General features: G+C 53.8%; 24 protein-coding genes. 5 read left to right on the forward strand and 19 right to left on the reverse strand.

Annotation, left to right across the window (positions count from 1 at the left end; genetic code table 11):
* Window positions 1–507 precede the first annotated feature (507 nt).
* Entirely contained in the window at window positions 508–957 is a 450-nt protein-coding gene (locus CBE72_RS14065) for an RNA recognition motif domain-containing protein (RefSeq protein ID WP_100144317.1), read from the forward strand.
* 2 nt (window positions 958–959) lie between these two features.
* Here the strand turns inward: CBE72_RS14065 and murI are convergent, their stop codons facing one another.
* On the reverse strand, window positions 960–1,775 hold the full coding sequence (murI, locus tag CBE72_RS14070; RefSeq protein ID WP_100144319.1) for a glutamate racemase: 816 nt from the start codon (window positions 1,773–1,775) through the stop codon (window positions 960–962).
* 166 nt (window positions 1,776–1,941) lie between these two features.
* On the opposite strand from murI, the gene trmA reads away from it, so the two are divergent.
* A complete protein-coding gene (trmA, locus tag CBE72_RS14075; protein WP_100144321.1) occupies window positions 1,942–3,045 on the forward strand; it encodes a tRNA (uridine(54)-C5)-methyltransferase TrmA in 1,104 nt (367 codons plus the stop codon).
* Window positions 3,046–3,369: 324 nt separating this feature from the next.
* On the opposite strand, the gene fabR is transcribed toward trmA, so the two are convergent.
* Window positions 3,370–3,984, reverse strand: coding sequence for an HTH-type transcriptional repressor FabR (fabR, locus tag CBE72_RS14080; protein ID WP_025010659.1), 615 nt, complete (start codon window positions 3,982–3,984; stop codon window positions 3,370–3,372).
* A 143-nt stretch (window positions 3,985–4,127) separates the two neighbouring features.
* On the opposite strand from fabR, the gene CBE72_RS14085 reads away from it, so the two are divergent.
* The 3 genes from CBE72_RS14085 (at window position 4,128) to mnmH (ending at window position 7,520) form a co-directional block, all read left to right on the forward strand.
* Window positions 4,128–5,234, forward strand: a complete 1,107-nt coding sequence (locus CBE72_RS14085; RefSeq protein ID WP_100144323.1) for an acyl-CoA desaturase — start codon at window positions 4,128–4,130, stop codon at window positions 5,232–5,234.
* A 130-nt stretch (window positions 5,235–5,364) separates the two neighbouring features.
* Window positions 5,365–6,408 (forward strand): selenide, water dikinase SelD, encoded by a 1,044-nt coding sequence (gene selD / locus CBE72_RS14090; protein ID WP_100144325.1) that lies wholly within the window; start codon window positions 5,365–5,367, stop codon window positions 6,406–6,408.
* Window positions 6,405–7,520 carry a tRNA 2-selenouridine(34) synthase MnmH gene (gene mnmH / locus CBE72_RS14095; RefSeq protein ID WP_100144327.1) on the forward strand — a complete coding sequence of 372 codons (1,116 nt, stop codon included), beginning with the start codon at window positions 6,405–6,407 and terminating at the stop codon, window positions 7,518–7,520. The genes selD and mnmH overlap by 4 nt, the downstream gene beginning before the upstream one ends.
* A gap of 65 nt (window positions 7,521–7,585) precedes the next feature.
* Here the strand turns inward: mnmH and CBE72_RS14100 are convergent, their stop codons facing one another.
* The 17 genes from CBE72_RS14100 to gspC all read right to left on the reverse strand — a co-directional run bounded on the left by CBE72_RS14100 (window position 7,586) and on the right by gspC (window position 23,902).
* Window positions 7,586–9,457, reverse strand: coding sequence for an MFS transporter (locus tag CBE72_RS14100; protein ID WP_100144329.1), 1,872 nt, complete (start codon window positions 9,455–9,457; stop codon window positions 7,586–7,588).
* Window positions 9,448–10,062 carry a TetR/AcrR family transcriptional regulator gene (locus CBE72_RS14105; RefSeq protein ID WP_157929092.1) on the reverse strand — a complete coding sequence of 205 codons (615 nt, stop codon included), beginning with the start codon at window positions 10,060–10,062 and terminating at the stop codon, window positions 9,448–9,450. The genes CBE72_RS14100 and CBE72_RS14105 overlap by 10 nt, the downstream gene beginning before the upstream one ends.
* Window positions 10,063–10,359: 297 nt before the next feature.
* Window positions 10,360–10,797 (reverse strand): GNAT family N-acetyltransferase, encoded by a 438-nt coding sequence (locus CBE72_RS14110; RefSeq protein ID WP_100144332.1) that lies wholly within the window; start codon window positions 10,795–10,797, stop codon window positions 10,360–10,362.
* A gap of 4 nt (window positions 10,798–10,801) precedes the next feature.
* Entirely contained in the window at window positions 10,802–11,614 is an 813-nt protein-coding gene (cysQ, locus tag CBE72_RS14115; protein WP_100144334.1) for a 3'(2'),5'-bisphosphate nucleotidase CysQ, read from the reverse strand.
* A gap of 60 nt (window positions 11,615–11,674) precedes the next feature.
* Entirely contained in the window at window positions 11,675–12,238 is a 564-nt protein-coding gene (gene nudE / locus CBE72_RS14120) for an ADP compounds hydrolase NudE (protein ID WP_100144336.1), read from the reverse strand.
* A gap of 195 nt (window positions 12,239–12,433) precedes the next feature.
* On the reverse strand, window positions 12,434–13,195 hold the full coding sequence (locus CBE72_RS14125) for a type II secretion system protein N (RefSeq protein ID WP_100144338.1): 762 nt from the start codon (window positions 13,193–13,195) through the stop codon (window positions 12,434–12,436).
* A gap of 9 nt (window positions 13,196–13,204) precedes the next feature.
* Complete coding sequence (locus CBE72_RS14130) at window positions 13,205–13,684, reverse strand: type II secretion system protein M (RefSeq protein ID WP_100144340.1); 480 nt, start codon at window positions 13,682–13,684, stop codon at window positions 13,205–13,207.
* Window positions 13,685–14,875 carry a type II secretion system protein GspL gene (gene gspL, locus CBE72_RS14135; protein ID WP_100144341.1) on the reverse strand — a complete coding sequence of 397 codons (1,191 nt, stop codon included), beginning with the start codon at window positions 14,873–14,875 and terminating at the stop codon, window positions 13,685–13,687. It abuts the gene before it with no gap.
* Between the two features lie 48 nt (window positions 14,876–14,923).
* Complete coding sequence (gspK, locus tag CBE72_RS14140) at window positions 14,924–15,913, reverse strand: type II secretion system minor pseudopilin GspK (RefSeq protein WP_100144343.1); 990 nt, start codon at window positions 15,911–15,913, stop codon at window positions 14,924–14,926.
* The gene (gspJ, locus tag CBE72_RS14145; protein WP_100144345.1) at window positions 15,913–16,644 is read right to left on the reverse strand and encodes a type II secretion system minor pseudopilin GspJ; all 732 of its coding nucleotides are present in this window, start codon (window positions 16,642–16,644) and stop codon (window positions 15,913–15,915) included. The genes gspK and gspJ overlap by 1 nt, the downstream gene beginning before the upstream one ends.
* Complete coding sequence (gene gspI, locus CBE72_RS14150) at window positions 16,625–17,008, reverse strand: type II secretion system minor pseudopilin GspI (protein ID WP_100144347.1); 384 nt, start codon at window positions 17,006–17,008, stop codon at window positions 16,625–16,627. Before gspI ends, gspJ begins: the two co-directional genes overlap by 20 nt.
* Window positions 16,995–17,567, reverse strand: a complete 573-nt coding sequence (gene gspH / locus CBE72_RS14155) for a type II secretion system minor pseudopilin GspH (RefSeq protein ID WP_100144349.1) — start codon at window positions 17,565–17,567, stop codon at window positions 16,995–16,997. The genes gspI and gspH overlap by 14 nt, the downstream gene beginning before the upstream one ends.
* A 1-nt stretch (window position 17,568) precedes the next feature.
* A complete protein-coding gene (gene gspG, locus CBE72_RS14160; protein ID WP_100144351.1) occupies window positions 17,569–18,003 on the reverse strand; it encodes a type II secretion system major pseudopilin GspG in 435 nt (144 codons plus the stop codon).
* Window positions 18,004–18,052: 49 nt separating this feature from the next.
* On the reverse strand, window positions 18,053–19,276 hold the full coding sequence (gspF, locus tag CBE72_RS14165) for a type II secretion system inner membrane protein GspF (protein WP_100144353.1): 1,224 nt from the start codon (window positions 19,274–19,276) through the stop codon (window positions 18,053–18,055).
* A gap of 3 nt (window positions 19,277–19,279) precedes the next feature.
* Window positions 19,280–20,845 carry a type II secretion system ATPase GspE gene (gspE, locus tag CBE72_RS14170; RefSeq protein ID WP_100144355.1) on the reverse strand — a complete coding sequence of 522 codons (1,566 nt, stop codon included), beginning with the start codon at window positions 20,843–20,845 and terminating at the stop codon, window positions 19,280–19,282.
* A complete protein-coding gene (gene gspD, locus CBE72_RS14175) occupies window positions 20,838–22,961 on the reverse strand; it encodes a type II secretion system secretin GspD (RefSeq protein ID WP_100144357.1) in 2,124 nt (707 codons plus the stop codon). Before gspD ends, gspE begins: the two co-directional genes overlap by 8 nt.
* 26 nt (window positions 22,962–22,987) lie before the next feature.
* Window positions 22,988–23,902 carry a type II secretion system protein GspC gene (gene gspC, locus CBE72_RS14180; protein WP_100144359.1) on the reverse strand — a complete coding sequence of 305 codons (915 nt, stop codon included), beginning with the start codon at window positions 23,900–23,902 and terminating at the stop codon, window positions 22,988–22,990.
* Window positions 23,903–24,119 lie beyond the last annotated feature (217 nt).

Genomic DNA, 24,119 nt, shown 5'->3' on the forward strand with positions numbered 1-24,119 from the left:
TTCATCGAGTTAAATCGTTTTGTCGATTTCTCAATGCCTGTGAGTGTCCACACAGATTGCTTGATAGATTGTTAAAGAGCAGTACCACGATGGTTCCCATCGGGTCAGGGCTGCGTATTCTACGCTTTCCTGCTTCGGCGTCAAGAGGTATTTACCATCTTTTTTCGCCTGTCGTTGAAAGGACTCAAGAGCCGCTTTTCTTCGACCCTGTCACGTCTTTCGCGTTGCCGCTGTGCCGTGTCAGTGGGAGCGCATTATAGGGAGCCAAAACATTTACGCAAGGGCTTTTTCCCCCACCAAGCACCAAGCGAACACCTTTTCATCACACTGATTATTAACCGTACTCCCAACCTCAAATTCGTTCAAAAAACAGCCTTATCATTATTCAAAAATGAGAGCAAAGGTCATTTTTTGGGCATCAGTCTGGTTTAAAGGTAAATAATTCATTACCATAGTCATCGCTGTTAACAGTAATTTATCAACTCTTCTTCACTGAGAACATTTTTTATGCAAAAGTCATTTTTGATTGTGCTGGGTATCGCCATTCTTGGAGCATTTGCGATATACCAGTTCACACCTCAACTGCCTGCATTTTTAGCCTTCCCCATTGGAGCCCTTCTTGCTGCCGCTGTATATACCTTTACTTCTAGCCCAAGTCAGGTTCAAGCAAAAGGACAAGAAACTTATAATGGTCCGACTATGACCCTCTACGTGGGTAATCTGCCTTATAGAGCTCACGATACTGAAGTAAAGTCATTGTTTGAGGAATATGGTCCGGTAAATTCGGTTCGCTTGGTCAGAGACCGCAAGACCGGCAGACGCAAGGGGTTTGGTTTCGTGGAGATGTCTGAAGCCGGTGCTCAAAAGGCAATGACCAAATTAAATGACTTCATCTTTCAGGAACGCACCCTGAAAGTACGCGAAGCCAAATCACAAGAGACAGATAAACAAGAGTAGTCTCAACCCCCGTTCGACTCTATCACGCTGGTCGAAGTCTTGGCCGTTTGAACAAAACCATACTCGGCCAGCGTTGATTTCAATCCTTCTGTAATATCCTTACTGGTATAGAAGGCCCGCTCATTATCGATTTGCTTTAAAGAAGTCGGCTCTTGCTGATATTGCAGCAAGCTCTTGACCCGTTTCGCAATCGCCTCGCCAGAATCCAACAACTGCACACCCGTGCCAACTATTTGTTGTATCTCAGACCTCAACATAGGGAAATGAGTGCAACCAAGTACCAACACATCCAATTCACTGTAGATGACAGGTTGCAGCAACCTTGCAATTTCTTCTATATCGATCACCTGGCCGGCTGCCTTAGCCTCCGCAAGCAACACCAGCTCAGAGCAACCAAAGAGCTCGACTCGGCAATCATCGGCAAAGTGGTTGATCAGCTCCTTAGTGTAAGCTCTCTTGACTGTGCCTGGGGTGGCCAACAAACCTATATGTTTGCGCTTGGAGATAGCCGCCGCCGGTTTAATTGCCGGGACAACACCAACAACCGGGATCGTCAGTTGAGCCCTCAACTCGGGAAGAACCAAGGTGCTGGCCGTATTGCAGGCGATGACCACTATCGCGGCATCTATCTGTTTAGCCATAGTCACAACCAGATTTACACACCCACTTATCAACTCGGCTTCCGCCAACTCACCGTAGGGCAAGCGCGCGTTATCAAACAGATAGCAATACTGTCTCTGTGGTAATAGCTTGCGGATCTCCCCAAGCACAGACAGGCCACCTATGCCTGAGTCAAAAACCAGTATGGGTCGCGACAAGTTGAGCCTCTAAACGATATACAAAAGATGTCGTGGCTTGAGGCCACAACGGCAGATGAAGCGCTATTTTTTCATAGCTTGGGCAAAAGCACAAAGGCGTGAAACTGGACATCGGCGCCACGTAGTATAATATTTGCGCCCCCGTTTGAAGCCAAGAGTGAATATTATGAATTTAGAAGCAATGGACCCAAGTCAATATGATGCGCAGCTGGAACAAAAGCGCCTCAAACTGGAACAGGCCTTTGCCCGCTTCACTCCCCCAGCTCTGGAGGTGTTTCCCTCTGCTCCACAACACTACCGTATGAGGGCTGAATTCCGGGTTTGGCATGACGGGGAAGATCTCTACTACTATATGTTTGACCAACAGCAAAAAGCTAAGGTTCGTTGCGATCAGTTTCTGCCCGCCAGCGCGCTAATCAATCAAATGATGCCAGCACTGATGGCCGAGCTGCGCCCCAACAGCATACTGAGGCACAAGCTGTTTCAAGTAGACTTCCTCTCTACTTTGTCCGGCGAGATTTTGGTGTCACTGCTGTATCACAAGCAGTTGGACGATAACTGGCTCAATGAAGCCACGGCGTTGAAACAGAGGCTCGAGAAAGCATTCAAGGTCGACATTATCGGTCGAGCACGCAAACAGAAGTTTGTGTTGGACAGAGATTTCGTCATCGAACGTCTGCAAGTCAACCAGCAGGAATACATCTATAAACAAGTAGAAAACAGCTTCACCCAGCCCAATGCCCAAGTGGCAACCAAGATGTTGGAGTGGGCGATAGACTGTACCCGCCACAGTAGTGGCGATCTGCTTGAGCTTTATTGTGGCAACGGTAACTTCTCCATAGCCCTGGCACAAAACTTCAACAAGGTGCTGGCAACCGAGTTAGCTAAACCCTCGGTCGATTCCGCTCAATACAATATTGAGCAAAATGGCACTGAGAATCTGCAGATCATTCGTATGTCGGCCGAGGAATTTACCCAGGCCATGACGGGGGAGCGTAGCTTCAGACGTCTGGAAGGAATTGACCTCAAGAGTTACGACTGCAACACCATCTTTGTTGATCCACCGCGAGCCGGCCTAGATCCCGATACTGTTAATCTGGTGCAGGGCTATGAGTCCATCCTCTATATTTCCTGCAACCCGCAAACCCTGGCCGATAATCTCGAACAGTTGAGTCAAACTCACGAGATCAAACGCTTTGCCCTGTTTGATCAGTTCCCCTATACCGACCACATGGAAGCGGGTGTACTGCTTTCCAGAAAAAGCCTATAGATTAGGCGTGGCAAGCCCAATAAGACACTGGCCGATACCATGAAAGACTGCAGAACCTGCAAAGCGATTATCAAAACGGCTTTGCGGGCTCCGCATAAGCGTCACCGTCCAGTTCATAGAGGGACGTCCCCCCTTTTTAACTGCAGTTAAAGAGGAAAGGACTACCGAAGCAACTCAAAGAAATGTGGGACTGCACAGATAAAGCAGAGGTCATAGATGGAATGGAGACTTCAACGGTTCATCCATTACACCCCTGCCGACTGGAAGGGATGAACCAAACAAAAGAGCCCCGAAAGGCTCTTTTGTTTGGGCAAAAAATTTTTATCAGCGGCTATCGCGCTTTTGCTGCAACGCTTCGGCGCCCGTTGCCACCATTCGCAACTGAGTCACCAGCCGGTCGGCCAGAATCTTGCGATCGGCACGTTTCATATCCAAAGCAGCGGCGCCGGCATTGAACACCAGAGTCACCAGAGCCTCGGCCTGTGCCCTAGCCAATTCAGGGCTGCGGCCGGCTGTGTCCTCGGTGTAGTGCGCTAATTCCGAGATAAAGTGTTCTATCTCCCGCGCCACGGCGGCACGAAAGGCGGCAGAAGTGCCAGAACGCTCATGCAACAGGATCCTGAATACGTTGGGGTTGGATTCCAATACTTCCATAAAGGTGTCGACCGAGATGCGGATAACACTACCGCCGGCCTCGGCGCGCTGACGTCCCTTACGCATCATCTGTCTCAACGTCAGGCCACCTTCATCGACCATAGTCAGTCCTAACTCATTCATATCCTTGAAATGACGGTAGAAAGAGGTCGGCGCTATATTGGCTTCCCTGGCCACTTCCCTAAGACTCAGACTGGAAAAGCTACGCTCGGCACTCAATTGATTGAATGCAGCATCCACCAAGGCGCGGCGGGTCTTCTCTTTCTGCTGTGCTCTGATTCCCATCTTTATTCCGTTCGCTGGATCTGTTGCGCAAATAATACAGGCTTTACTCAATAATCACATCCTCGGCTAGTGTCACTGTGATTGTGCTCTAATAGCAACTTAGCGTACACTTGTTAGCTTAAAGTGTTTTGGAAGTCATCATAATGAAAAAACCTCCCCTCATCTGGACCAACCTGATCCTCTTCCTGCTGACGTTTGCCGGTGCTTGTATTTTGGTGCCTTGGCGAGGCATCAGTCATGGCTTTGAGCTCAGTGAATGGTTCACCTTCGTACTGTTGGCCTTTGCCAGTGGTTTGTCTATTACCGCCGGTTACCACAGGCTGTGGTCACATAAGGCTTATAAAGCCCATCCGGCCGTGCGTTTCCTGTTTGCCCTAGGTGGTGCGCTGGCGTTGCAGAACAGCGCCTTACATTGGGCCTCGGATCATCGTGTTCATCACAAGCATGTGGACAACAATGACAAGGATCCTTATTCAGCGAACATGGGTTTCTGGTACAGCCATATTGGTTGGATGCTCAGGGAGTATCAGGCACAGCGTTATCACGATTACAACAACGTCAGAGACCTGCAAAATGATGCCATTATCATGTGGCAACATAAGCATTATCTGCTACTGGCACTGCTGATGAATGTAGGCCTACCCGCCCTGCTTGGCTGGTTGAACGGCGATATCCTGTCGATGTTGCTGCTGGCTGGCCTGCTCCGCCTGGTGGTAGTGCATCACTGCACCTTCTTCATTAACTCGCTGGCGCATATCTGGGGCAAACAACCCTATACAGATCGCAACAGTGCCAGAGATAACGGTGTGCTGGCGCTGTTCACTTATGGTGAAGGTTACCATAACTTCCACCATATCTTTGAAAACGATTACCGCAATGGTATCCATTGGTGGCAGTACGACCCTACCAAGTGGCTGATCCGTTTTCTGTCCTGGTTTAGCCTAGCCAAAGACCTACGCAAGATCCCTCAGGAACGCATCGAGGCGGCCAAGTTGCAGATGCAACTCAAGTGCGCCCAGCATAAGGTGGCCCACCTGCCCAATTGCGAGGAGGTCCTGGAAAAGCTGCAGGCTGAATACGAAGAGTTAAAGAGCCACTTGCTGGCCTACTTCGAAGCCAAAAAGGCGCTGCTCGAAGCACGCAAGCAGCAGTTGGCCGATAAACATCTGCTTTCGCAGGTGAGCGAAATGCGTTTACGTTTTCGCGCCCAACGCAAACAATGGCACCGACTACGGGCCAGCATCGCCTAAAGTCTTTATTAACAGTAGAAGGTTAGCGATCCGCTTAACAAAATTTACTTGAGTTGTGAAACGGCCGACTTGTACTGCGGCCGTTTCTGTTTATGATCGGGGGTTATTTCAATCATTCAGGGATCCGACTATGTCAGATCAGTCAGTCAAACTCACGGAATACAGCCACGGCGCAGGTTGCGGTTGCAAGATTTCCCCCAAAGTTCTCAGCACTATTTTGGCCTCTCAGCTGCCGGACTTTAAAGATCCCCGCCTGCTGGTCGGCAACCAGAGCCGGGATGATGCGGCGGTCTATCAGCTGGATGATCACACAGGCATTATCAGTACTACCGACTTCTTTATGCCGATAGTCGATGACCCTTTCACCTTCGGCCGTATCGCGGCGACCAACGCCATCAGCGATATCTATGCCATGGGCGGCAAGCCTATTATGGCGATTGCCATTCTGGGTTGGCCGGTGAACAAGCTGTCACCCGAGATAGCCCAGCAGGTCGTGGATGGCGGACGCCAAGCCTGCATGGATGCCGGGATCATGTTGGCCGGAGGCCATAGCATAGACGCGCCTGAGCCTATCTTCGGCCTAGCGGTAACCGGCACAGTGGCGCTGGAGCACCTCAAGCAGAACGATACCGCCAAGGCCGGTGATAAGCTCTATCTCACCAAGCCCTTGGGAATTGGCATACTGACCACGGCACAAAAGCAGAAGAAGCTGGCGCCACAGGATGTCAATATCGCCCCAGAGGCCATGTGCCAACTCAATAAGATAGGTGCCGAAGTCGCCAAGATAAGCACGGTTCACGCCATGACAGACGTGACAGGCTTTGGTCTGGCAGGCCACCTGCTGGAGATGTGTCAGGGCGCCAACCTCAAGGCCAGCATAGATACCGCCAAACTGCCACTGCTGGAAAAAGCCTCCGAGTATCTGGCCATGGGTTGTATCCCGGGTGGCACCCACAGAAACTTTGACAGCTACGGTGAGCACCTCCCCGAGGTTTCCGAGCAACAAAAAGCCTTACTGTGCGATCCGCAAACCAGCGGCGGTCTACTCATCGCCGTCGGCGCCGAGGGTGAGGCCGAACTGCAGCAACTGCTGACCAATCAAGGGCTGGAGCTACACTGTATAGGTGCGCTCGACCATCGCGACGACCGTCAGCAATGGGTGGAGCTGGTATGAGTCGACAGATAATCGCGCCTGCAGAGTACCGGGAGATATTCCTATCCGATCGTCCCCTGGTCGATCTGCGGGCGCCGGTTGAGTTTGCCAAGGGTGCCTTTCCGGCCAGCACTAACCTGCCATTGATGAATGACAGCGAAAGGCAGAAGGTAGGCACCTGTTATAAAGAGCATGGGCAGGCCGCCGCCATAGAGCTCGGCCATTCACTGGTCAAAGGCAAGATCAAGGCCGCGCGTATTCAAGCCTGGCTGGATTTCTTCAGCGCCCACCCAGATGCCAACCTCTACTGTTTTCGGGGTGGTCTGCGCTCTCAACTGACCCAGCAATGGATCCGCGAGGCCGGTCTTGAAGTGCCCTATATTCAGGGTGGCTACAAGGCGATGCGCCAGTATCTTATCGATACCATAGATAACACCCCGCAGCAGCAACAGCTGTTGATCCTCAGCGGTATTACCGGCTCAGGCAAGACAGAGTTTATTCTCAGCCGCAGTGAAGCTGTGGATCTGGAGGGCACAGCCAATCACAGAGGCTCGAGCTTTGGCAAGAATGTGACGCCACAGCCCAGTCAGATCAATTTTGAAAACAGCTTGGCTCGGGAACTGTTGAGGCATCAAGAGAGGCAAGAGTCCTGCCTGCTGCTGGAAGACGAAAGCTTCCTGATTGGCCGCCGCGCCATACCCAAAGCCTTCTTCAGTGCCATGCAACAGGCGCAGGTTGTGGTGTTGGAAGAGCCACTGGAGGCCAGACTCCCTCGCCTTCTGGATGAGTATGTGCACAAGATGCTGCGCGGTTTTGAACAGCATTATGGCGCAGAAGAAGGCATGGCGGCGTTTGGCGCCTATCTGCGTCAGAGTGTCGAGGGCATACGCAAGCGTATGGGACATCAACAAACTGACCAACTACTGGAACTGGTCGACTCAAGCTTGCAGACACAGTTGCAACGCAACACTACAGAGCAACACCTGGAGTGGATTACTCTACTGCTGGAGAAGTATTACGACCCCATGTACCAGTACCAACTGGAAAAAAAGGCCGAGCGGATCATCTTCCGCGGAGACCGTCAGGCCATTCACCAGTGGCTGGATGAGAGGCGGTCAAACCGCTCCAAATGAATTCAAAAGCAAGAGATTCAATCTAAAGAGCCCGGCAAATGCCGGGCTCTTTCGTTAACATGACCTCAGCGGTCGGGTTTGGCCAGCAGATCGGCTACCCGCTGTTGCAGCGAGTGACGGCTCTCCTCTGCACCGGGTACCTGAGCTGCGATATTGACCTTAATCCTGGACCAGAAACGTCTTGGCCGGGTCGTCAGAGCATGGCCATCTTTGTGGCTGAAATAAGATCCCCACAAACCTTTGAGCGCCATAGGCACCACAGGCACAGGATCCTTTGCCAGTATCTGTTCGATACCGGGCCGGAACTCATGCAATTCACCATCGGGAGACAACCTGCCCTCAGGGAAAATACACACCAACTCCTCATTGGTCAGCGCCTGGTGAATACGCTCGAAGGCCCGGGTATAGGTATCAATGCACTTTTTCGGTGAGCAGATAGGGATCACCCCGGCGTGGCGAAACAGATACTTGAGCAGGGGCATTTCACTTATGCTCTTATCCATCACAAAGCGCACCGGGCGAGTGGATGCTCCCAGCAGCACCAAGGCATCGACGTAACTGACATGGTTACACACCAGCACGGCAGCCCCCTGCTTGGGAATGTTTTCCCGGCCTTCAACCTTAAGACGATACAAGAGATGGCTCAGCAGATAGCTGATAAACCTCAGCGTAAATTCAGGCACCCGGCTATAGACATACAACGCTACCACGGCGTTGAATACCGCCAGCAGAGTAAATAGCTGAGGGATCGACAGACCCACCAGCTCCAGCAATATTATCGACAATATCGCCGAACACACCATAAACAGGGCATTGATGATATTGTTGGCGGCTATGGCCTGAGCACATTCACCCGGGGCCGAACGCGACTGAATAAAGGCGTACAGAGGCACAATAAACAGGCCGCCACTAACCCCCACCATAAATAGTGCCAACATCAACCTAAAGTGTTCACTGCGGCCGACAAACTCAGTTATGTCATAGAGATATCCCGCCGGTAGTTGGCTGTAGTCAGGAATGGCCCACAGCAGATCCAGGCCAAAAAAGGTTAACCCGGCCACCCCGAAAGGCAGCAACCCCAGCTCTACATGACCAAAGGAGAAGCGCTCACAAACAAAGGAGCCGACCGCAATACCTATGGAAAACAGCGCCAGCAGCAGCGACACCACAGTGGCGTCCGAGTGCAGCGAGCCTCTGGCAAAATTGGGGAACTGGGTCAGGTAGGTGGCACCCAAAAACCAGAACCAACTGATTGCCAAAATCGCCATCCAGATTGACGGCGTTTGCCGTACCCGCTTGATACTGGCCAGAGTGCCGGACAGGGGCGCAAAGCGTACCTTGTCTATCGGCATCGGCGCCGGCAGTGATGGAATCGCCCGGCTGGAGAGGAAACCGGCCAAGGCCAGCACAGATACAGTTATCGCCGCCCACATCAGGCCGTTGTCACTGGTTACCAGCAGCCCGGCACTCAAGGTGCCTATCAAAATAGACAGAAAGGTGCCCATCTCTACCCAGGCGTTACCGGTGACCAACTCATCTTCTCTAAGCGCCTGCGGCAGCAGCGAGTATTTTACCGGGCCAAAGTAGGCCGATTGGGTGCCGGTAAGAAACAGCAGCAGCAACATCAACAGATAGCTTTGCGCCATAATCGCCGCGGCGGCGCAGGACATGATGATAAGCTCCAGCAGCTTTAACCTGCGGATCATCAGCGCCTTGTCCATATTGTCGGCCACCATCCCCGCATGGGCGGAAAACAGAAAGAAAGGCAAGATGAAGATCCCCGCCGCCAGATTAACAAACAGATCGACACTCATCGGCAGGTTATCGACCTGGCTGTAGGTCACCAGCAGCAGCAACACATTCTTGTAGATGTTGTCGTTGAGTGCCCCCAGACATTGAGTGGCGAAATAGGGTAAAAATCGTTTACTCAGGAACATGTTCCCTCCTCCAGTTGCATCGCCGTCCACCACAAGTCCACCTGAAATGTCAGTAACTGCAACCACGAAGCCTGACTGAAGAGCTTATCGTCCAGCGCCAGGCCGGTCAGCCCATGGATACTGCTCCAGAAGCTGCGACTGGCGAGCGCCAACTTGGATGAGGGCAAGTTTGGCAACAAGTCACCGAGTTGCTGTTCGAGCAAGCCTATCAGCTCGGCAATCAGCTGTTGTTGCGATTCCGGCAGAGGTTCTTCCGGCCCCAGATGCAAGGCAAACACCAAACGAAATGCCTGGGGTTGGCTATGGGCAAACTCGGCATAAGCCTTGGCCAGTGCCAACAGCTTCAGCTCGCCGGTTGCGAATGTTTGTTCGCACACCAATTGCATTTGCTCAAGCAGGCGCTCCAAGACCCTGGCGGATACGCTCAGGAGCAGATAGTTGTAGCTACCAAAGAGGTTGATTAGGGTACTGGGGGCATAGCCCACTTGGGAGGCGATCCGTCTAAGACTCAGGCTGGTATATTCCTCCTGCGTCAACAACTGCTCGACGGCATCCAGTGCCATGAGGCGGATCTCTTGATGACTGTGTTCCTTGCGTCTTGCCATAGTGTCCATTCCTGAAAAGAGATGGCAGCAGACTAACAGCCTTCAAAATAAAAAACAATGTTCACAATATGATATTTTTTAGACAGGATTGCTGAATACCGTTAGTTAACCTTGGGAAATATCTTCAGAAAAGTGATCGAATCCAGGCAGACCAGCCTCCTGTGCATCGCAGGCACAGGGGCAATACACTCAGGAAAATGAGTTCAAGGATTTGGGTATATGGCTTTATATCGAATGGCGTTCTCAACCACGACCCGGCGCGCTCACCCAACCACCGGGGCGAGCGCAACGCTGTGGCTATTGAGCTTGCCAGCGCAGCAGCAACCTGTGCTCACCAACGCCAAAATAGTCGGCTTCCAGCCCCAGGTTTTCAAACCCCATGCGGCTGTAGAGATGGCGTGCAGGATTATCCGGCGCGACCGTCAGTAGCAGTTCATCGACACCATGGCGGCAATCATCCAGACAAGTACTGAGCAAGCGCTTGCCTATCCCTTGGCCCTGCTGCGCAGGAGACACGGCCAGTGACAACAACCAATGGCGTCTCGGCTGCTCGCCAGTCACCCGCAGCAGATAACCGGCCAATTTCCCATCGACAAAGGCCCCCAGAAAGGCCGAAGGCCAGGCATCCAGCGCCTGACGGAAAAAGAAGTCCGGGTAGCAGTGCTCACCGAAGGTTGCCAGCTCCAAGGCCAATACGGCATCCAGATCGGCTCTGGATATTGGTCTTATCTGCATCTGTTCAGTCTCCGGCCAACATCTTGTCCCACTCGAGATGAGGGGAGCCGACCACAATAAAGTTGGGGTTTTCCAGTGACTCACGTTCGTTGTAGGTCAGGGGTTGCAACTCGGTATCCATCAACTGGCCACCGGCTTCTTCTATGATGATCTGCGCCGCGCCTGTATCCCACTCGCCCGTGGGGCCCACCCGCACATAGCAATCTGCCCTGCCCTCGGCAACCAGGCAGCTCTTGAGCGCCGCGCCGCCGAGCACCACGAGCTCACAATGTTTGGGTTGGTTGAACAGCTTGAGCACAGACTGAGGATCCTGACGGCGACTGACCGCCAGACGCAGAGAGTGGCTCTGTTCTTTCGGCAACTGTTTGCTATGAATTCTCAACTCAGCCTTGGGAGTACGTTTGTAAGCACCAAGACCTGCGATGGCGTAGTAACACACCTCCGTCATGGGTGCATAAACCACGCCCATGATGGGGCGGTTATGCTCGACCAGGGCGATAATGACCGAGAAGTCGCCGCTGCCGGCAATGAACTCTCCGGTGCCATCCAAGGGATCCACCAGCCAATAACGGCGCCAGTGGCCACGTTCAGAGAGGGGAATATCGGCGGCTTCCTCGGACAAAACCGGAATATCCGGGGTCAATGCCTGTAGGCTGCTGCAGATAATATTATGGGCGGCAATATCGGCCGATGTGACAGGGGTGTTGTCTTCCTTGGTTTCCTTGCTGAAACTGCCTTGTTGGTAGATCTGACGAATTTTCTGCCCCGCTTCCGTTGCAATGGCAATAACGTGATCTATCAACTCTTCTGGCTTCATAACTACTCCAAACGCCTTCCATCGGATAAGCAAAAGTCAGTGGCCGGGAGTGGCCAATTTTTAGGGTGACTCAGTCAGTTTCAGCTGTTTCATCGCCAAAAACAAGGCGCTGACGCTGCGTCCCTCTGAAAAGTCATTCATATCCAGCAGTTCTTGCCAGCGCGCCAGCGGCCAGGGAACCAGTTCTATCGGTTCAGGTTCATCGCCTTCCAGGCGGCTCTCGTAGAGATCTTCGGCCAGGAAAATCTGCATCTTGCTGGCAAAATACCCGGGGGCCAGGCTCAACTCCTTCAGCTTGGTCAGCTTACGGGCACCGTAACCTATCTCTTCCTGCAATTCACGATTGGCGGCCTCGGCGGCGGATTCACCCGGGTCGATCAACCCCTTGGGAAAGCCCAGCTCATAGTTATGGGTACCCGCGGCATATTCACTGCCCAGCAGTAGCCACTCACCATTGAGAACCGGCACCACCATCACGGCGCCGCGGCTGGCGCCTTTCATCCGTTCGTAATGGCGTTCCTCTTGATTGGAGAAACGCAGATGTACCTGTTCAATTTGAAACAGACGACTGCGGGCGACAACTTCGGTGTGTAATATTTCCGGCTTCTTCTGCCGCTCTGTCATAGAGGCCTCTGACGCTGACGAACTGAAAATGTGACTCAGGCTACATGTTATACCAATTCACACGAAATAACAGAGCCGCAGCGTTTGCCGGGCCATTTAGGATGTTGGACGGCTGAATACCGCCACGGAAACGTTGAGATCGGCATAAGAGGCGAGTTGACTAAACGGCAGCCGAGCCCCCCGACTGCCGACTTATCACCAGCCCGGGATCTTGCCGTTGTAATTGATGGGGAAATATCCCTGGGCATCACGCTTGCCCAGAAATGGCAAAGCTTTTTTCAGATCTTCAGACTGAGCCTGAGTCTCACGAATGCGAGCCTTGACCTCAAGTTGCTCATTGGCCTTGAGCAGCAAGGTACCGGCCACGCCTATGGCGTTTTTCTCCTCATCGGTCGCCAGTTGTACCTGACCGGCAACACACTGCAGACCGAGCTCTATGTCTCCCAAAGGATACTGGCCAAACTGATTCTTGATGCCGACCCGGTTGAGAAAGACTTTACCGCCGAGAGCCTCACACCAAGGCTGGCCTTGCTCTAGGGTGTCCAGTAACACTGAGAGTTCACCGCTTACCTGAGTGCGAAATGGCAGACGACTGTCGGCCAAGAGAAACTCGGCAGGAGCCTCAAAACGCAACTTCTCAGCGCTGATCCCACCGGCAGCCAGGGTGACTAGGCCCTTGGCATTGACGGCACTGGCGCGACTGCCCAGCTGGAAGTCCAGTTTGGCTCTGCCGGTAAGCAGCGCCCAGGGGCTGAGCTCCCAACTCAGTTGCTCCAACTGACGTTGCTGCAACTTAATCACATCAATGCTGCCGCTCCAGATGGTGCCGCTGACGCCACCAAGCTGCAGATTGGCCGGCAGCGGGGCCAGCGAAACCGCCAAGCGTGCAGGGAAGAGTGCCAGCATAAATGCCAGGTAGATCAGCACACAGAGTATTATTTTACTAATCAGTTTCAAGACAACACCTTACGACTGAGATAACTGGATTCGTCTGACTTTCACCATGCCAGGGCTATCACCCTCGGCCAGATCCAGGCTATCCAGCGACAAGCCCTGTTTCTGTACCAGATCGCCAAGATAGGAGATCAGGCTATCGAAGGGCACTTCATCCATCCAGATCTGGATCTGTTTTCCCTGTGGTGCCATGCGGGTGATCTCCAGGTCATAGCTGGCGGCGCTCTGGGTCACCACAGTGCTGAGACTGCCCTTGAGAGCCGGTCTGTTACCACTCTGCTTGATACCGGCAATCTTATTGGCCGTCTGTTTCACAAAGCTGAGCATCTGGGTTTGAGCATTGAGGCTCTTCTGCGCCTGCTGCTCGGCATTGCTGATCGGCGTCCAGATCCCCCAGTAGAGGATACCAACAGCCACTATCACCGCCATGGCGGCAACCAACTGCTGCTCCCTCTGTGCCAGTGATTCCCACCAGTTACGCAAATTTTCCATTTATTTGCTCCTTAGGGTCAGGGTACTGGTGACCGCATTGTCAGTACTGTTCATCGCCCCGCCTTCGAGACGGAATTGACGCCCGGCCAGCTCTTTAAACTGCTCTATCTGGGCATAGCTCTTGGCTGTCACCTGCATACGGATTTCATTCCGCCCGGCATCAAATCTCAGGCTGTTGGGCTTGAGATCCGGCACTTGTTTAAAGGCACCTTCGAGTCCATCCAGCATGACAAAGAACTCACCACTCGAACCACTGCCCTGCAGGGTTCTGAGTTGAGACTCCAGCTGCGAGCGCAGATTGACTATCCGCGAACTGCCGGGAACCACCTGGCGATAAATGCTTTCACTCTGAGCCTTCAGCTCATCGGCCTCGATCTGCATCTGATGGATATTGAGTCCCTTGTTGACCAGACCGAGCAGCAGCGCGACAGCGGCAACAACGGCTACTCGCTTCCAAAGCAGCAGGTGCTTGCTGTATTCACGCTTGGGGACATAGGGGCCGGACAGCAGATTGACAGGCGACTTGAGCACACCTTTGGCCAACACCAGCATGGGCATCTCCAGCGGCATCTGCCGACACTCCAGCTCTGGCCATTGAAATTCGGTATAGCAGGCCAGGCTCGGCGCGGTTTGCTGCTCTTCGAGCAGTCTAGGCAGCAAGGGCTGCAGCCACTCCTTGGGCATGCTCATCCCCATGCCTTCGCCGGTACGCAGCAACAGCTGATCTTCATAGGCCATCAAGGCCCAATCACAGTCTTCCCGCTCCAGTGCCAGGCAATCTGGCACCATTTTACGCACTTTGAGCCCTGCCTCATTCAGCCAGGAGAGCCAGTTTTGCATCTGTTCGTGAGCAACGACAACGACACTCAGGCTCTCGCCACTGCGGGGGCCAACCACAAAGTGCAGCTCATCAACATTCTGGGCCAGGGTATCTTCAAGCAGAAAAGGTAACGCCTTTAGAGCCTGGCGTTGGCCCTTTTCCGGCAGCTCAACCGAGGTGAGCTGAAGGGCGCTGGCCGGCACCAACACATCGACAGGGCGATTACCGGCCCGCTGCGCCAAGGTCTCCAGTGACCGCGCATCAGCCAGTTCTCCCGAGGCGATAATCTCCTGTTCCTGCTCAGACCAAACGACCCAAGCACAGGGCGAGCCCAGATTTTTGCCTAAACGGATAAATAAGCGTTCACTCACTATTATTCTCCACAATCCCTGGCCTTGGAGGCTTAGGGGCTTGTCTTGTTATTCTTGTCCGCCATATTGCCGGGTCAACACTTCGAGCTGATTACCACCCACTACGTGCAGCATGCTCTCCAAACGGAACAGGGCATCATCCACCCTGGCCTTGGCCTCCAGCTTGAAAAACTTACTGTCGACCACAAAACTGGACTTGAGCTGATCGTCTTGACTGGCAATAGTGGTCAGCGATCCCAACGCCCAGAAATCTTCTATCTTGTCGAAGCCCTCTGCGGGGCGTTGGTTAATAATGCTTTCGGCCTCACCTACCGAGATCTTATTTTCCAGCATGCCGGCCAACAGTGCTGCCTGCTCGACCTTGATGGTATTGACGTTCAGCAACTGTCGGTCATTTCCCGGTATGGCGCAAACGTAGGGCCTTAAAATGCGATAAGTCTCTTGGTTAAAACCAAACACGGCCCGCAGCTCACTGCTGTGACTCATTAAGGTATTGGCCGCCCGATAAGGGACCACCCTTGCTTCATACTCGGCATCTTCGGCGCCGAAGGGTGAGGTTATCGAGTCCTCATCCAGATAATCTTTCAGGGTATGCGTCAGCCGTTCGGCGCCGAACTCATCCATCCCCAGGGATTCCAACAACCCCTTGAACTGTCTTGCGGCCAGCGGCATCTTTTGCGACTGGCCGTCGGCCTCTTTGCTGCTGACACTCAAGGCATTGAGGTTAAAGCAGCTGCGAAGGTCAGAAATGGTGCCGCCGATTTCGCCGTTTTCCGCCGGAAACAGCACATCTGCCATGGCCCAGTATTGCTGCAGATGCACCCTGCCTTCCGAGTCATCCAAATCCTGTTTCAATACCTTACGCGCCAACTCTTCGGCCGAAATAGCATACCAGTAAGCCTGGTCGTACTGCGCCAGGTTCAAGGTTCTGCGCACCGACAACTGGTTGCGCCCGGTAATACTGGTGGCCAGCACAGCCACAATCGCCACTATCAGCAACACCACTATTAGGGCGACACCTCTTTGTTTGCCTCCCATCAGAGCTCCTCCTTGCCTTGACCAGAGTTATCGTCCTCCTGGCCATCGGCTCCCGGCTCTTGCGGTTCATCGTCCTGGTTGCCGTTATTGGCACCGCCGCCATTGTCATCCTGTTTGTCGGCCGCGGGGGCCCCAACCGGTAACAGGAATTTGCGGCTAATGATGCCTCTATCCTCAGTCTCTATCTCTATGGCGATCGCCTTGGGCAACTTACTGGCATCGACCTGACGCTGCCATTTATCCTCGACAAAAAACGCGTACTTGACCGATAACACCCTGTCCATCAATACGGTTTTAATCGGTTCGGCGCCAAACTCCGGCTCGGGATAGGGGTAGTACCAACGCTCGAACCGCCCCTCCTGCACTACATAGGCCACAGATTGCAGGCTGCCTCTTGGCAGCAAACCACCCGGATTAAGCCAACCGAGACGAAAGAACACCAGCGCCTCGGATTCAGAATCCAGCATATCTGTCCCGGTCTGCAGCACTGTGTTGCCACGGCCGCCCTCTAGCAGCCTAGGAGTACGGGCCACCATCTGTCCCAGATCCCGCTCCAATACCCCAAAGCCCTGCTGCAGGTACTTGAGCTGCTGTGAAAAGTCACGGGTGACCTCATCATTTTTCAGCACAGTTTGTAATACGGCGTTGGCCGCCAGCCCCAGCATGGCGAAGATCGCTATGGCGATCAGCATCTCCAGCAGGGTAAAGCCGCTATTCCTGCTTGAGTACATATGAGTTCACCTGAGCGATGATCCGCTCGAATTTGTCATCATCACTGACACTGATACGGATCATCCGAAAATTATCATCTGTGGTCTTGACCACTTCTTTGCGCCAATACCAGGTTTGGCCTGCCAGTTCACTGCGACCATCTTTACGCCCTAGGGCCGGAAAGCCCTTTTCCAACCTGGCGTCCACCATCTGGTTATCGGCCACCCACTGCGCCAGGGTGCGCTGTTCCAGAATCGGCATATTGGCAATCTGATCGCCTAGGCTCTTGGTAATGGCCACCGCAGCAATGGCAAATACTGCCAGGGCGACTATCACCTCCAGCAGCGTCATCCCCCTTTGCCGGGCTGGGTTATTCGAAATCATCGAATCTCCCCAGTTTGAGCCGCCCCAGGCTATCGCCGCTGACCAGCACCTCGACGGTTTCGCCCAGGCTGTCGCTGGCGATAAAGCTCAGCTCGAAAGCGGTCATTTCGCCACTTGGCAGCAGCATGATCTGCGGCTCGGGAAACTTCTTCTTGTCCGCATCCGACTCGATAAAGGGCTCATCGAACCAGGAGTCCTGTTCTTCATCTTCCTGCACCAAAGGCAAGCCTTCGAGCTCGACCGACAGCGTAATGCCTTCCGGCAACTGCTTTTCGGCCAGCAGCCTGTCCTGCTCCAGCGGTTGCCATTTGTTCTCTTTAAACAGCACGAAATGGTACTTATCCTTGTCCACCACCACGCCGATAAACTGGCCACTGAGTACAGTTTCATCCAGCACTGTCTCGGTGGCCGCCATAAACCTCTGCGCCTCACGGGTTAACTGCTGCTTGGGGCCGCTATCCCCCATGGTCATGGTCACAGCCGTAGCTGCCAGCCCCATCAGCAGCACCACCAGCATCACTTCCAGCAGGGTAAAACCCCGTGAGCGCCCAATTTGCATCTTATTGGAAGTCTTGCAGATTCCAGTTACCTATGTCGTCTTCTGTGCCAGGTTGGCCGTCAGGGCCTGAGCTGAAGACGTCGATCTTGCCGTGTTCGCCCGGGCTCATCAGCAGGTAAGGATTGCCCCAGGGATCCATAGGCAGGCGCTTAACATAACCGCCGTCACGATAGTTGCGTGGCTCAGGAGAAATGGTCGGCTTCTCGACCAGAGCTTCCAGCCCCTGTTCGGTTGTGGGGTACACGCTGTTGTCCAACTTGTACATATCCAGCTGGTTTTCCAGCGCGACTATGTCAGACACCGCTTTTTGCTGGTCGGCCTTGTCCTTGTTACCCATCAGATTGGGTACCACCATGGAGGCTAAGATCCCCAGGATCACTATCACCACCATTACTTCCAACAGGGTAAAACCTTTCTGTCTGTTGTTGCTTTGCATTAACTTACTTCCTCCTAAAAAACCTCAAATGGCTGCGGTGAAATGAGACTCAGCCACTAATCATATTGTTGAGCGCCAATATCGGTTGCAAAATCGCCAGAACAATAAACAACACTATCCCGGCCATACTCACCACCAACAGGGGTTCAAACACCCCCAAGGCGATATTGACGTTGGACTCGAACTCCCTGTCCTGGTTATCTGCGGCGCGCTCGAGCATCTGCTCCAGCTCACCACTCTTCTCGCCCGAGGCTATCATATACAACATCATGGGCGGGAACAGCTTGGTATTAGTCAGTGCCGCCCCCAGACTGGTTCCCTCGCGCACTCTGGCCGTGGCCTCTTCCACCGCCTGACGCACCCGCACATTCAACAAGACCTCACTGGCAATCCGCATGCCGTCGAGCAGCGGCACGGAACTGGCACTGAGGATACTCAAGGTTCGGGCAAAGCGTGAAGTATTCAACCCCTTACTGACTTTGCCCACCACAGGCAAACGCAGCAACAGCTTGTGATACTTGAGTTTGAAGGCGGGCTTGGTGAGCATCTTCTGAAACAGCAGTGCCAGCAATACTATCGCGCCCAGGACGAACAAGCCGTAATGCTGAACAAAGTCAGAGGCGGCAATCAAAAACTGGGTGGTACCGGGCAACTCCTGACCCATATGTTCGAACTGGCCAACCACCTTGGGCACCACGGCCGCCAGCAGCACGGCGATGACGCCGATAGCCACTGTGGTCAGCACTATGGGGTAGATCATCGCCTGGGTCAGCTTGGTCTTGAGTTGTTGGCGCCGCTCCGTGTAGTCCGCCAGGCGATTGAGCACCACTTCCAGATGGCCGGACTTTTCACCCGAGGCCACCATGGCGCGGTAGAGATCATCAAACACATGGGGAAACTCGGCCATGGAGTCGGCCAGCGAGTAGCCTTCTACCACCCGCGAGCGTACCGCCATCACCATGGAGGCGAGACGGTCCTTCTCACACTGTTGGCCCACGGCCTTGAGGGCCTCTTCCACCGGCAAACCAGCGGCGACCAGAGTCGCTATCTGGCGGGTGATCAGCGCCAATTCGGCCACAGAGATCTTCTTGCGCCGGGCCAACCAACTGCCACTGCTGGCCTTGGCTTCCTTTTCGGTGACCGGGGCGATATCCAGCGGCATCAGCTTCTGCTCACGCAGCTGACTGCGGGCCTGTCTGGCGGTATCGGCTTCGATAACCCCTTTGACCTGCTTTCCGGCTTGATTGAGCGCCTTATACTCGAATGCCGCCATGAATTACTCCTCGCGGGTCACGCGCAGCACTTCTTCCAGGGTAGTGATCCCCGCCAGCACCTTGACCATGCCGTCATGGCGAATGCTGGGGCTGTGCTGACGAATGTATTTCTCAATCGCCAATTCGCCACGGCCGCCGTGAATGAGTTCGCGGACATTGTCGTCCACCAGCAGCAGTTCATGGATCCCGGTACGGCCACGATAGCCGTTATGGCCACAGCTCTTGCAGCCCTTGGCACGATAGATTACCGCGTCTTCATCGCCTATGCCCAGGAGTTCACGTTCGCGGGCATCCGGGGCATGGGCTTCCTTACATTCGTTGCATAGAGTCCGCACCAGGCGCTGAGCCAGCACCCCCAGCAGACTGGAAGACACCAGGAAAGGCTCAACGCCCATGTCCTGCAAGCGGGTAATGGCGCCGGAAGCCGTGTTGGTGTGCAAGGTAGAGATCACTAAGTGGCCGGTGAGTGAGGCCTGCACCGCAATCTGCGCCGTTTCCAGGTCACGGATTTCCCCTATCATCACCACATCAGGATCCTGACGCAAAATGGCTCGCAAGCCGCGGGCGAAGGTCATGTCCACCTTGGTGTTGACCTGGGTCTGGCCTATGCCTTCCAGCTCGTATTCGATCGGGTCTTCAACTGTGAGTATGTTGATGTCGTTGTGATTGATCTCGGTCAGACCGGCATAGAGGGTGGTACTCTTGCCCGAACCCGTAGGGCCGGTGACCAGAATAATGCCGTGGGGTTTACGGATCAGCTCATCAAACTGGCGACGTATGCTGTCTTTCATCCCCAGCTGTGCCAAGTCCAGATTACCGGCGTTCTTGTCCAGCAGACGCAGCACGACCCGCTCGCCGTGGCTCGACGGCATGGTCGATACCCGCACATCCACGGCGCGGCCACCAATACGCAGCGAGATCCGGCCGTCCTGCGGCACCCGCTTCTCGGCGATATCCAAACGGGCCATAACCTTGATCCGCGATACCAGGAGTGATGAAAGCTTACGGTTCGGCTTGAGCACTTCCTTGAGCACGCCATCGACCCGGAAACGCACCACCAGCTGCTTCTCGTAGGTTTCGATGTGAATATCCGAGGCTTCTTCTTTGATGGCTTCAGACAATAAGGCGTTGATCAGCTTGATGATAGGTGCATCATCTTCCCCTTCCAGCAGATCTTCGGTCTGCGGCATCTCTTCTGCCAGGGTAAAGAGATCCATCTCATTGCCTATGTCCTCCATCAGCTGTTGCGCCTCGGAAGAGTTACTCTGATAGGCCTGAGTCAGGTAGCGCTCAAACTCATTGGCTTCCAGTTTGTGCAGCGGCAGTTCCTGGCCGGCGTAGCGACGCACCTCAAACAACACAGACAAAGGTGTTGCCTGGGTGTAATAGAGGGTCAGCCGTTCATCTTGGCCTTTACTGAGCACCAGATTGTATCTGTGGGCGAAGGCAAACGGCAGTCGCTCACGGCTGCTTGAGTGAAACAGCTCGTCACTTTCAGCCTCGGCGGTCAGCGCCAGTTCACTGGAAACCTGGGCCAGATCGTCTGTTGGCGGCTGGACTTCACTCATCGGCTTCGTCCTGCTTGTTTTCTTCCAAGGTCTTCAGGGTGGAGTCTGTCTTACGCATCTTGGTATCCAGTCCCTTACCCTGCTTGTAACGATCGAGGATCTCATTGACTTCGGGTGGCAGGTATTCTTCCTGGCTCCACTCTTCCAGAATAGGTACATCAGTCCTCGGCATCAGGTTGATACCACGTTCCTGCTGTTCCAGCTGCAAAGCACGGAAGTAGTTGTACTTACGGCCGGCAATGCCTTCCATGGTGACACCATCACGGATGATGGTCGGCTTGATAAACACCATCAGGTTCTTTTTCTTCTTGCCGCTGCTGGATGACTTGAACAGGTGTCCCAGAATCGGGATATCGCCCAGGAAAGGCACTTTCTGGACGCTTTCCTGCACCTCTTCGTTGATCAGTCCCCCCAGCACCACGATTTGGCCAGAGTCGGCCATTACGGTAGTCGTCAGGCGACGAGTCGCAAAGGTCACGTCCACATTGGTCTTGCCATTGATGCCGGACACTTCCTGCTCAATGGTGAGTTTAACCGCGTTGCCTTCGTTGATCTGTGGCACCACCTTGAGCTTGACCCCGACTTCCTTACGTTCAACGGTTTGGAATGGGTTGCTGTTGCCATTACTGGAGTTTTGCGCACCGGTGAGGATAGGCACTTCGTCACCGACAATGAAGGATGCCTCCTGGTTATCCAGGGTGGTAATAGAAGGCGTCGCCAACACGTTGGAGTTGGTATCGCTGGACACAGCTTGCACCAGGGCACCAAAGTCGCCCATGGTCACACCCCAGGCCATACCGTTTACCTTACCGAGCGCCTGGGCCAATAGAGTGATATCGCCTTTAACGTCAGGGTTATCGGTACAGGTCAGGTTGTCACCCGAACCGGTACAGGTCTGGGAAGCCTTCTTGTCCTGCGCATTCCAGATACCCGCGCCTATCTCCCCTATAGTGGGGCCCAGGTTGTTGAACTGAGTACCGCCGCCAGCCTCGGTGGCCCACTGAATGCCGAAGCCCACATCGTCCCCTTCGGCGACCTCGACTATGATGGCTTCCACCAGCACCTGGGCGCGGCGGATATCCAACTGGTTGATCACACTCTCCAGAGTGCGCATCTGATCCGGCTCGGCACTGATCACCAAGGCATTAGTGTCTTCATGGGCCATGATATTGATTTCATTGCGGCGTTTACCAGCGGCGCTACCTGGAGTCGGCGTGGCGCCATCTTTAGCTTCCAGCTTTTGGGCAAAACCGGTCAGCACTTCCACCAGGTCTTCGGCCTTGGCATAACGCAGATAACGCACCTTGGTGTTACCCGTGCTGGCCTGCTCGGCGTCGAGACGATGAATAAGCTCGACTACCCGTTGACGACTGCGTTCATCGCCACTGACCACCACGGCATTGATCCGCTCGTCGGCCACCACCTTGGGCGCCTGTCCCGGCAGTTGTGCCTGGTTGGCGCTGGCGCGATAGAGGGTATCTATGATCCGTACCATCTCACCGGCAGAGGCGTATTCCAAGGGCACTACCTGCACTTCGGTGTCGCCCTGCTTGTCTACCCGGCGCACAATTTCCACCAACTTGTTGACCACATTGGCACGGCCGGTGATCATCAACACATTGGAAGGATCATAGTTGACCACGTTACCGCCACCGGCGTTGTCATTGAGCTGACGCAGCAAAGGCGCCAGTTGCTTGGCTTCTGTGTTGTACAGCGCCACAATGCGGGTCACCATCTCATCACCCAGCCCAGGCGCCTTGTCATCGGCAACCCGAATGGAAGAGGTCTTGGCGTCTTTGTCTTTAATCACCTTGATGACATTGTTTTCCAACTCGACCACGGCATAGCCGTAGACCTGCAGCACGTTGAGGAAAAACTGGTAATACTGCTCATCGTTGAGCATGTCATAGCTGCGGACATTGATTTTGCCGCGTATGGTGGGGTCGACAATGATGGTCTTGTTGAGGTTCTTACCAACTATGTTGATAAATTCCTGAATATCGGTGCCTTTAAAGTTGGCCGCATATTGTTCAGACCAAGCACTTTGCTGGGTAAACAAGGCTGCAGAGGCTACCAGACCAGCGATAAGCTTGGTTCGAATCCGTTTATTGTTCATTTATTGTGATTTCCCCTAAACCTGCTTTATTGCGGCAAACTGAACATGATTTCAACCAACTGACCCTCGCGCTCTACCATCACAGAGACATCGGTCAGTTCCGGCAACTGGCTCATCAATTCCAGCGCCTGGCTCATATCAGTTAAATCATAACCATTGATGGATTTTGCCAGGTCATTGGGCTGAAACCCGGCATCCTTGAATAATCCGACATCCTTACCCGGGTTAAGCCGATACCCTTGTACTTCACCATCCTTTTGGACCGGTGAAATTGCCAGGTAGTCGGTGATCTTACTGGGGTCGGCCAATAGCTCATCGCGGGAAGCGCCCAACTCGCGGCCAATGTCGGCATCTCGGCGATCGAGTTTGGTGACATCACCCTCGCTGCGGGCCTGTTGCAAGCGGGCGTTGGCTTGTGACTGAGTAGTATATTGCAGGCCGTCGAGCATCAGGGTCTCGTAACGACCGGCGTTAGTAATAATGATGCGATCGGCATACACCTCTTTCAGTGATGCCGAAGTGCCCTTTATCTTGTCGCCCAGACTGTAGGTCTCCTGGCTGCCTTGAGACTCGATGACCGCCAGGCCTTTCTGCTCGGCACTGGATGCCACCACCCCGGTCAACAAAATAGACAGTGAAGTCTTGGGGGCATCGGTGATCATTTCGACACTGGGTTCAGACTTGGGCTTGACGCTACCGGCCTCTCGCTTGCCGAACAGTGCCAAACCATTGATACTGCCGATATCGACATGCTGGGATGGGGTGCCAGAAACCGGAGTGGGGGTCCAGTTAACCGCCGACTTCTCTGAGGGGATCAACTTCCAGCTGATCTGGGCCATCAAATACAGAACCAGTAGCATCAGAAGCCAAAATACGGCAGAGCTGGCGGGTTTTTGCGGTATGTTGCCCGTCTTGGCGATAATCTTATCCAATAAATCCATATTTTCCGGACCCTCTAATCAGGTCTCTGTTCTGATTATGTTAGTGACTGAACCCTGTGCCATGCTAACCCACCCGTTTGTTTGCAACAAGACCATAACAGGGGGGAGATTGGCGAAAATTGTACGATTATGCTACCTTTGCGCGCCTGGAAAAGGTGTAAACAGCCCCACTGTTTAACCCTGTACCAACGGCTTGGACAAGGGATTTATCCTCGAG

The organism is Shewanella carassii (assembly GCF_002777975.1).
GTDB classification, from domain to species: Bacteria; Pseudomonadota; Gammaproteobacteria; order Enterobacterales; family Shewanellaceae; genus Shewanella; species Shewanella carassii.

Coding starts and splice junctions, on each gene's coding strand:
- gspC (WP_100144359.1), bottom strand. CDS start 23,902: ATGGATTTATTGGATAAGATTATCGCCAAGACGGGCAACATACCGCAA.
- selD (WP_100144325.1), top strand. CDS start 5,365: ATGTCAGATCAGTCAGTCAAACTCACGGAATACAGCCACGGCGCAGGT.
- CBE72_RS14105 (WP_157929092.1), bottom strand. CDS start 10,062: ATGGCAAGACGCAAGGAACACAGTCATCAAGAGATCCGCCTCATGGCA.
- CBE72_RS14065 (WP_100144317.1), top strand. CDS start 508: ATGCAAAAGTCATTTTTGATTGTGCTGGGTATCGCCATTCTTGGAGCA.
- gspI (WP_100144347.1), bottom strand. CDS start 17,008: ATGATTTCGAATAACCCAGCCCGGCAAAGGGGGATGACGCTGCTGGAG.
- nudE (WP_100144336.1), bottom strand. CDS start 12,238: ATGACAGAGCGGCAGAAGAAGCCGGAAATATTACACACCGAAGTTGTC.
- fabR (WP_025010659.1), bottom strand. CDS start 3,984: ATGGGAATCAGAGCACAGCAGAAAGAGAAGACCCGCCGCGCCTTGGTG.
- gspK (WP_100144343.1), bottom strand. CDS start 15,913: ATGGGAGGCAAACAAAGAGGTGTCGCCCTAATAGTGGTGTTGCTGATA.
- gspF (WP_100144353.1), bottom strand. CDS start 19,276: ATGGCGGCATTCGAGTATAAGGCGCTCAATCAAGCCGGAAAGCAGGTC.
- gspJ (WP_100144345.1), bottom strand. CDS start 16,644: ATGTACTCAAGCAGGAATAGCGGCTTTACCCTGCTGGAGATGCTGATC.
- CBE72_RS14100 (WP_100144329.1), bottom strand. CDS start 9,457: ATGTTCCTGAGTAAACGATTTTTACCCTATTTCGCCACTCAATGTCTG.
- mnmH (WP_100144327.1), top strand. CDS start 6,405: ATGAGTCGACAGATAATCGCGCCTGCAGAGTACCGGGAGATATTCCTA.
- gspG (WP_100144351.1), bottom strand. CDS start 18,003: ATGCAAAGCAACAACAGACAGAAAGGTTTTACCCTGTTGGAAGTAATG.
- trmA (WP_100144321.1), top strand. CDS start 1,942: ATGAATTTAGAAGCAATGGACCCAAGTCAATATGATGCGCAGCTGGAA.
- cysQ (WP_100144334.1), bottom strand. CDS start 11,614: ATGAAGCCAGAAGAGTTGATAGATCACGTTATTGCCATTGCAACGGAA.
- CBE72_RS14085 (WP_100144323.1), top strand. CDS start 4,128: ATGAAAAAACCTCCCCTCATCTGGACCAACCTGATCCTCTTCCTGCTG.
- gspE (WP_100144355.1), bottom strand. CDS start 20,845: ATGAGTGAAGTCCAGCCGCCAACAGACGATCTGGCCCAGGTTTCCAGT.
- gspH (WP_100144349.1), bottom strand. CDS start 17,567: ATGCAAATTGGGCGCTCACGGGGTTTTACCCTGCTGGAAGTGATGCTG.
- CBE72_RS14110 (WP_100144332.1), bottom strand. CDS start 10,797: ATGCAGATAAGACCAATATCCAGAGCCGATCTGGATGCCGTATTGGCC.
- CBE72_RS14130 (WP_100144340.1), bottom strand. CDS start 13,684: ATGGAAAATTTGCGTAACTGGTGGGAATCACTGGCACAGAGGGAGCAG.
- gspD (WP_100144357.1), bottom strand. CDS start 22,961: ATGAACAATAAACGGATTCGAACCAAGCTTATCGCTGGTCTGGTAGCC.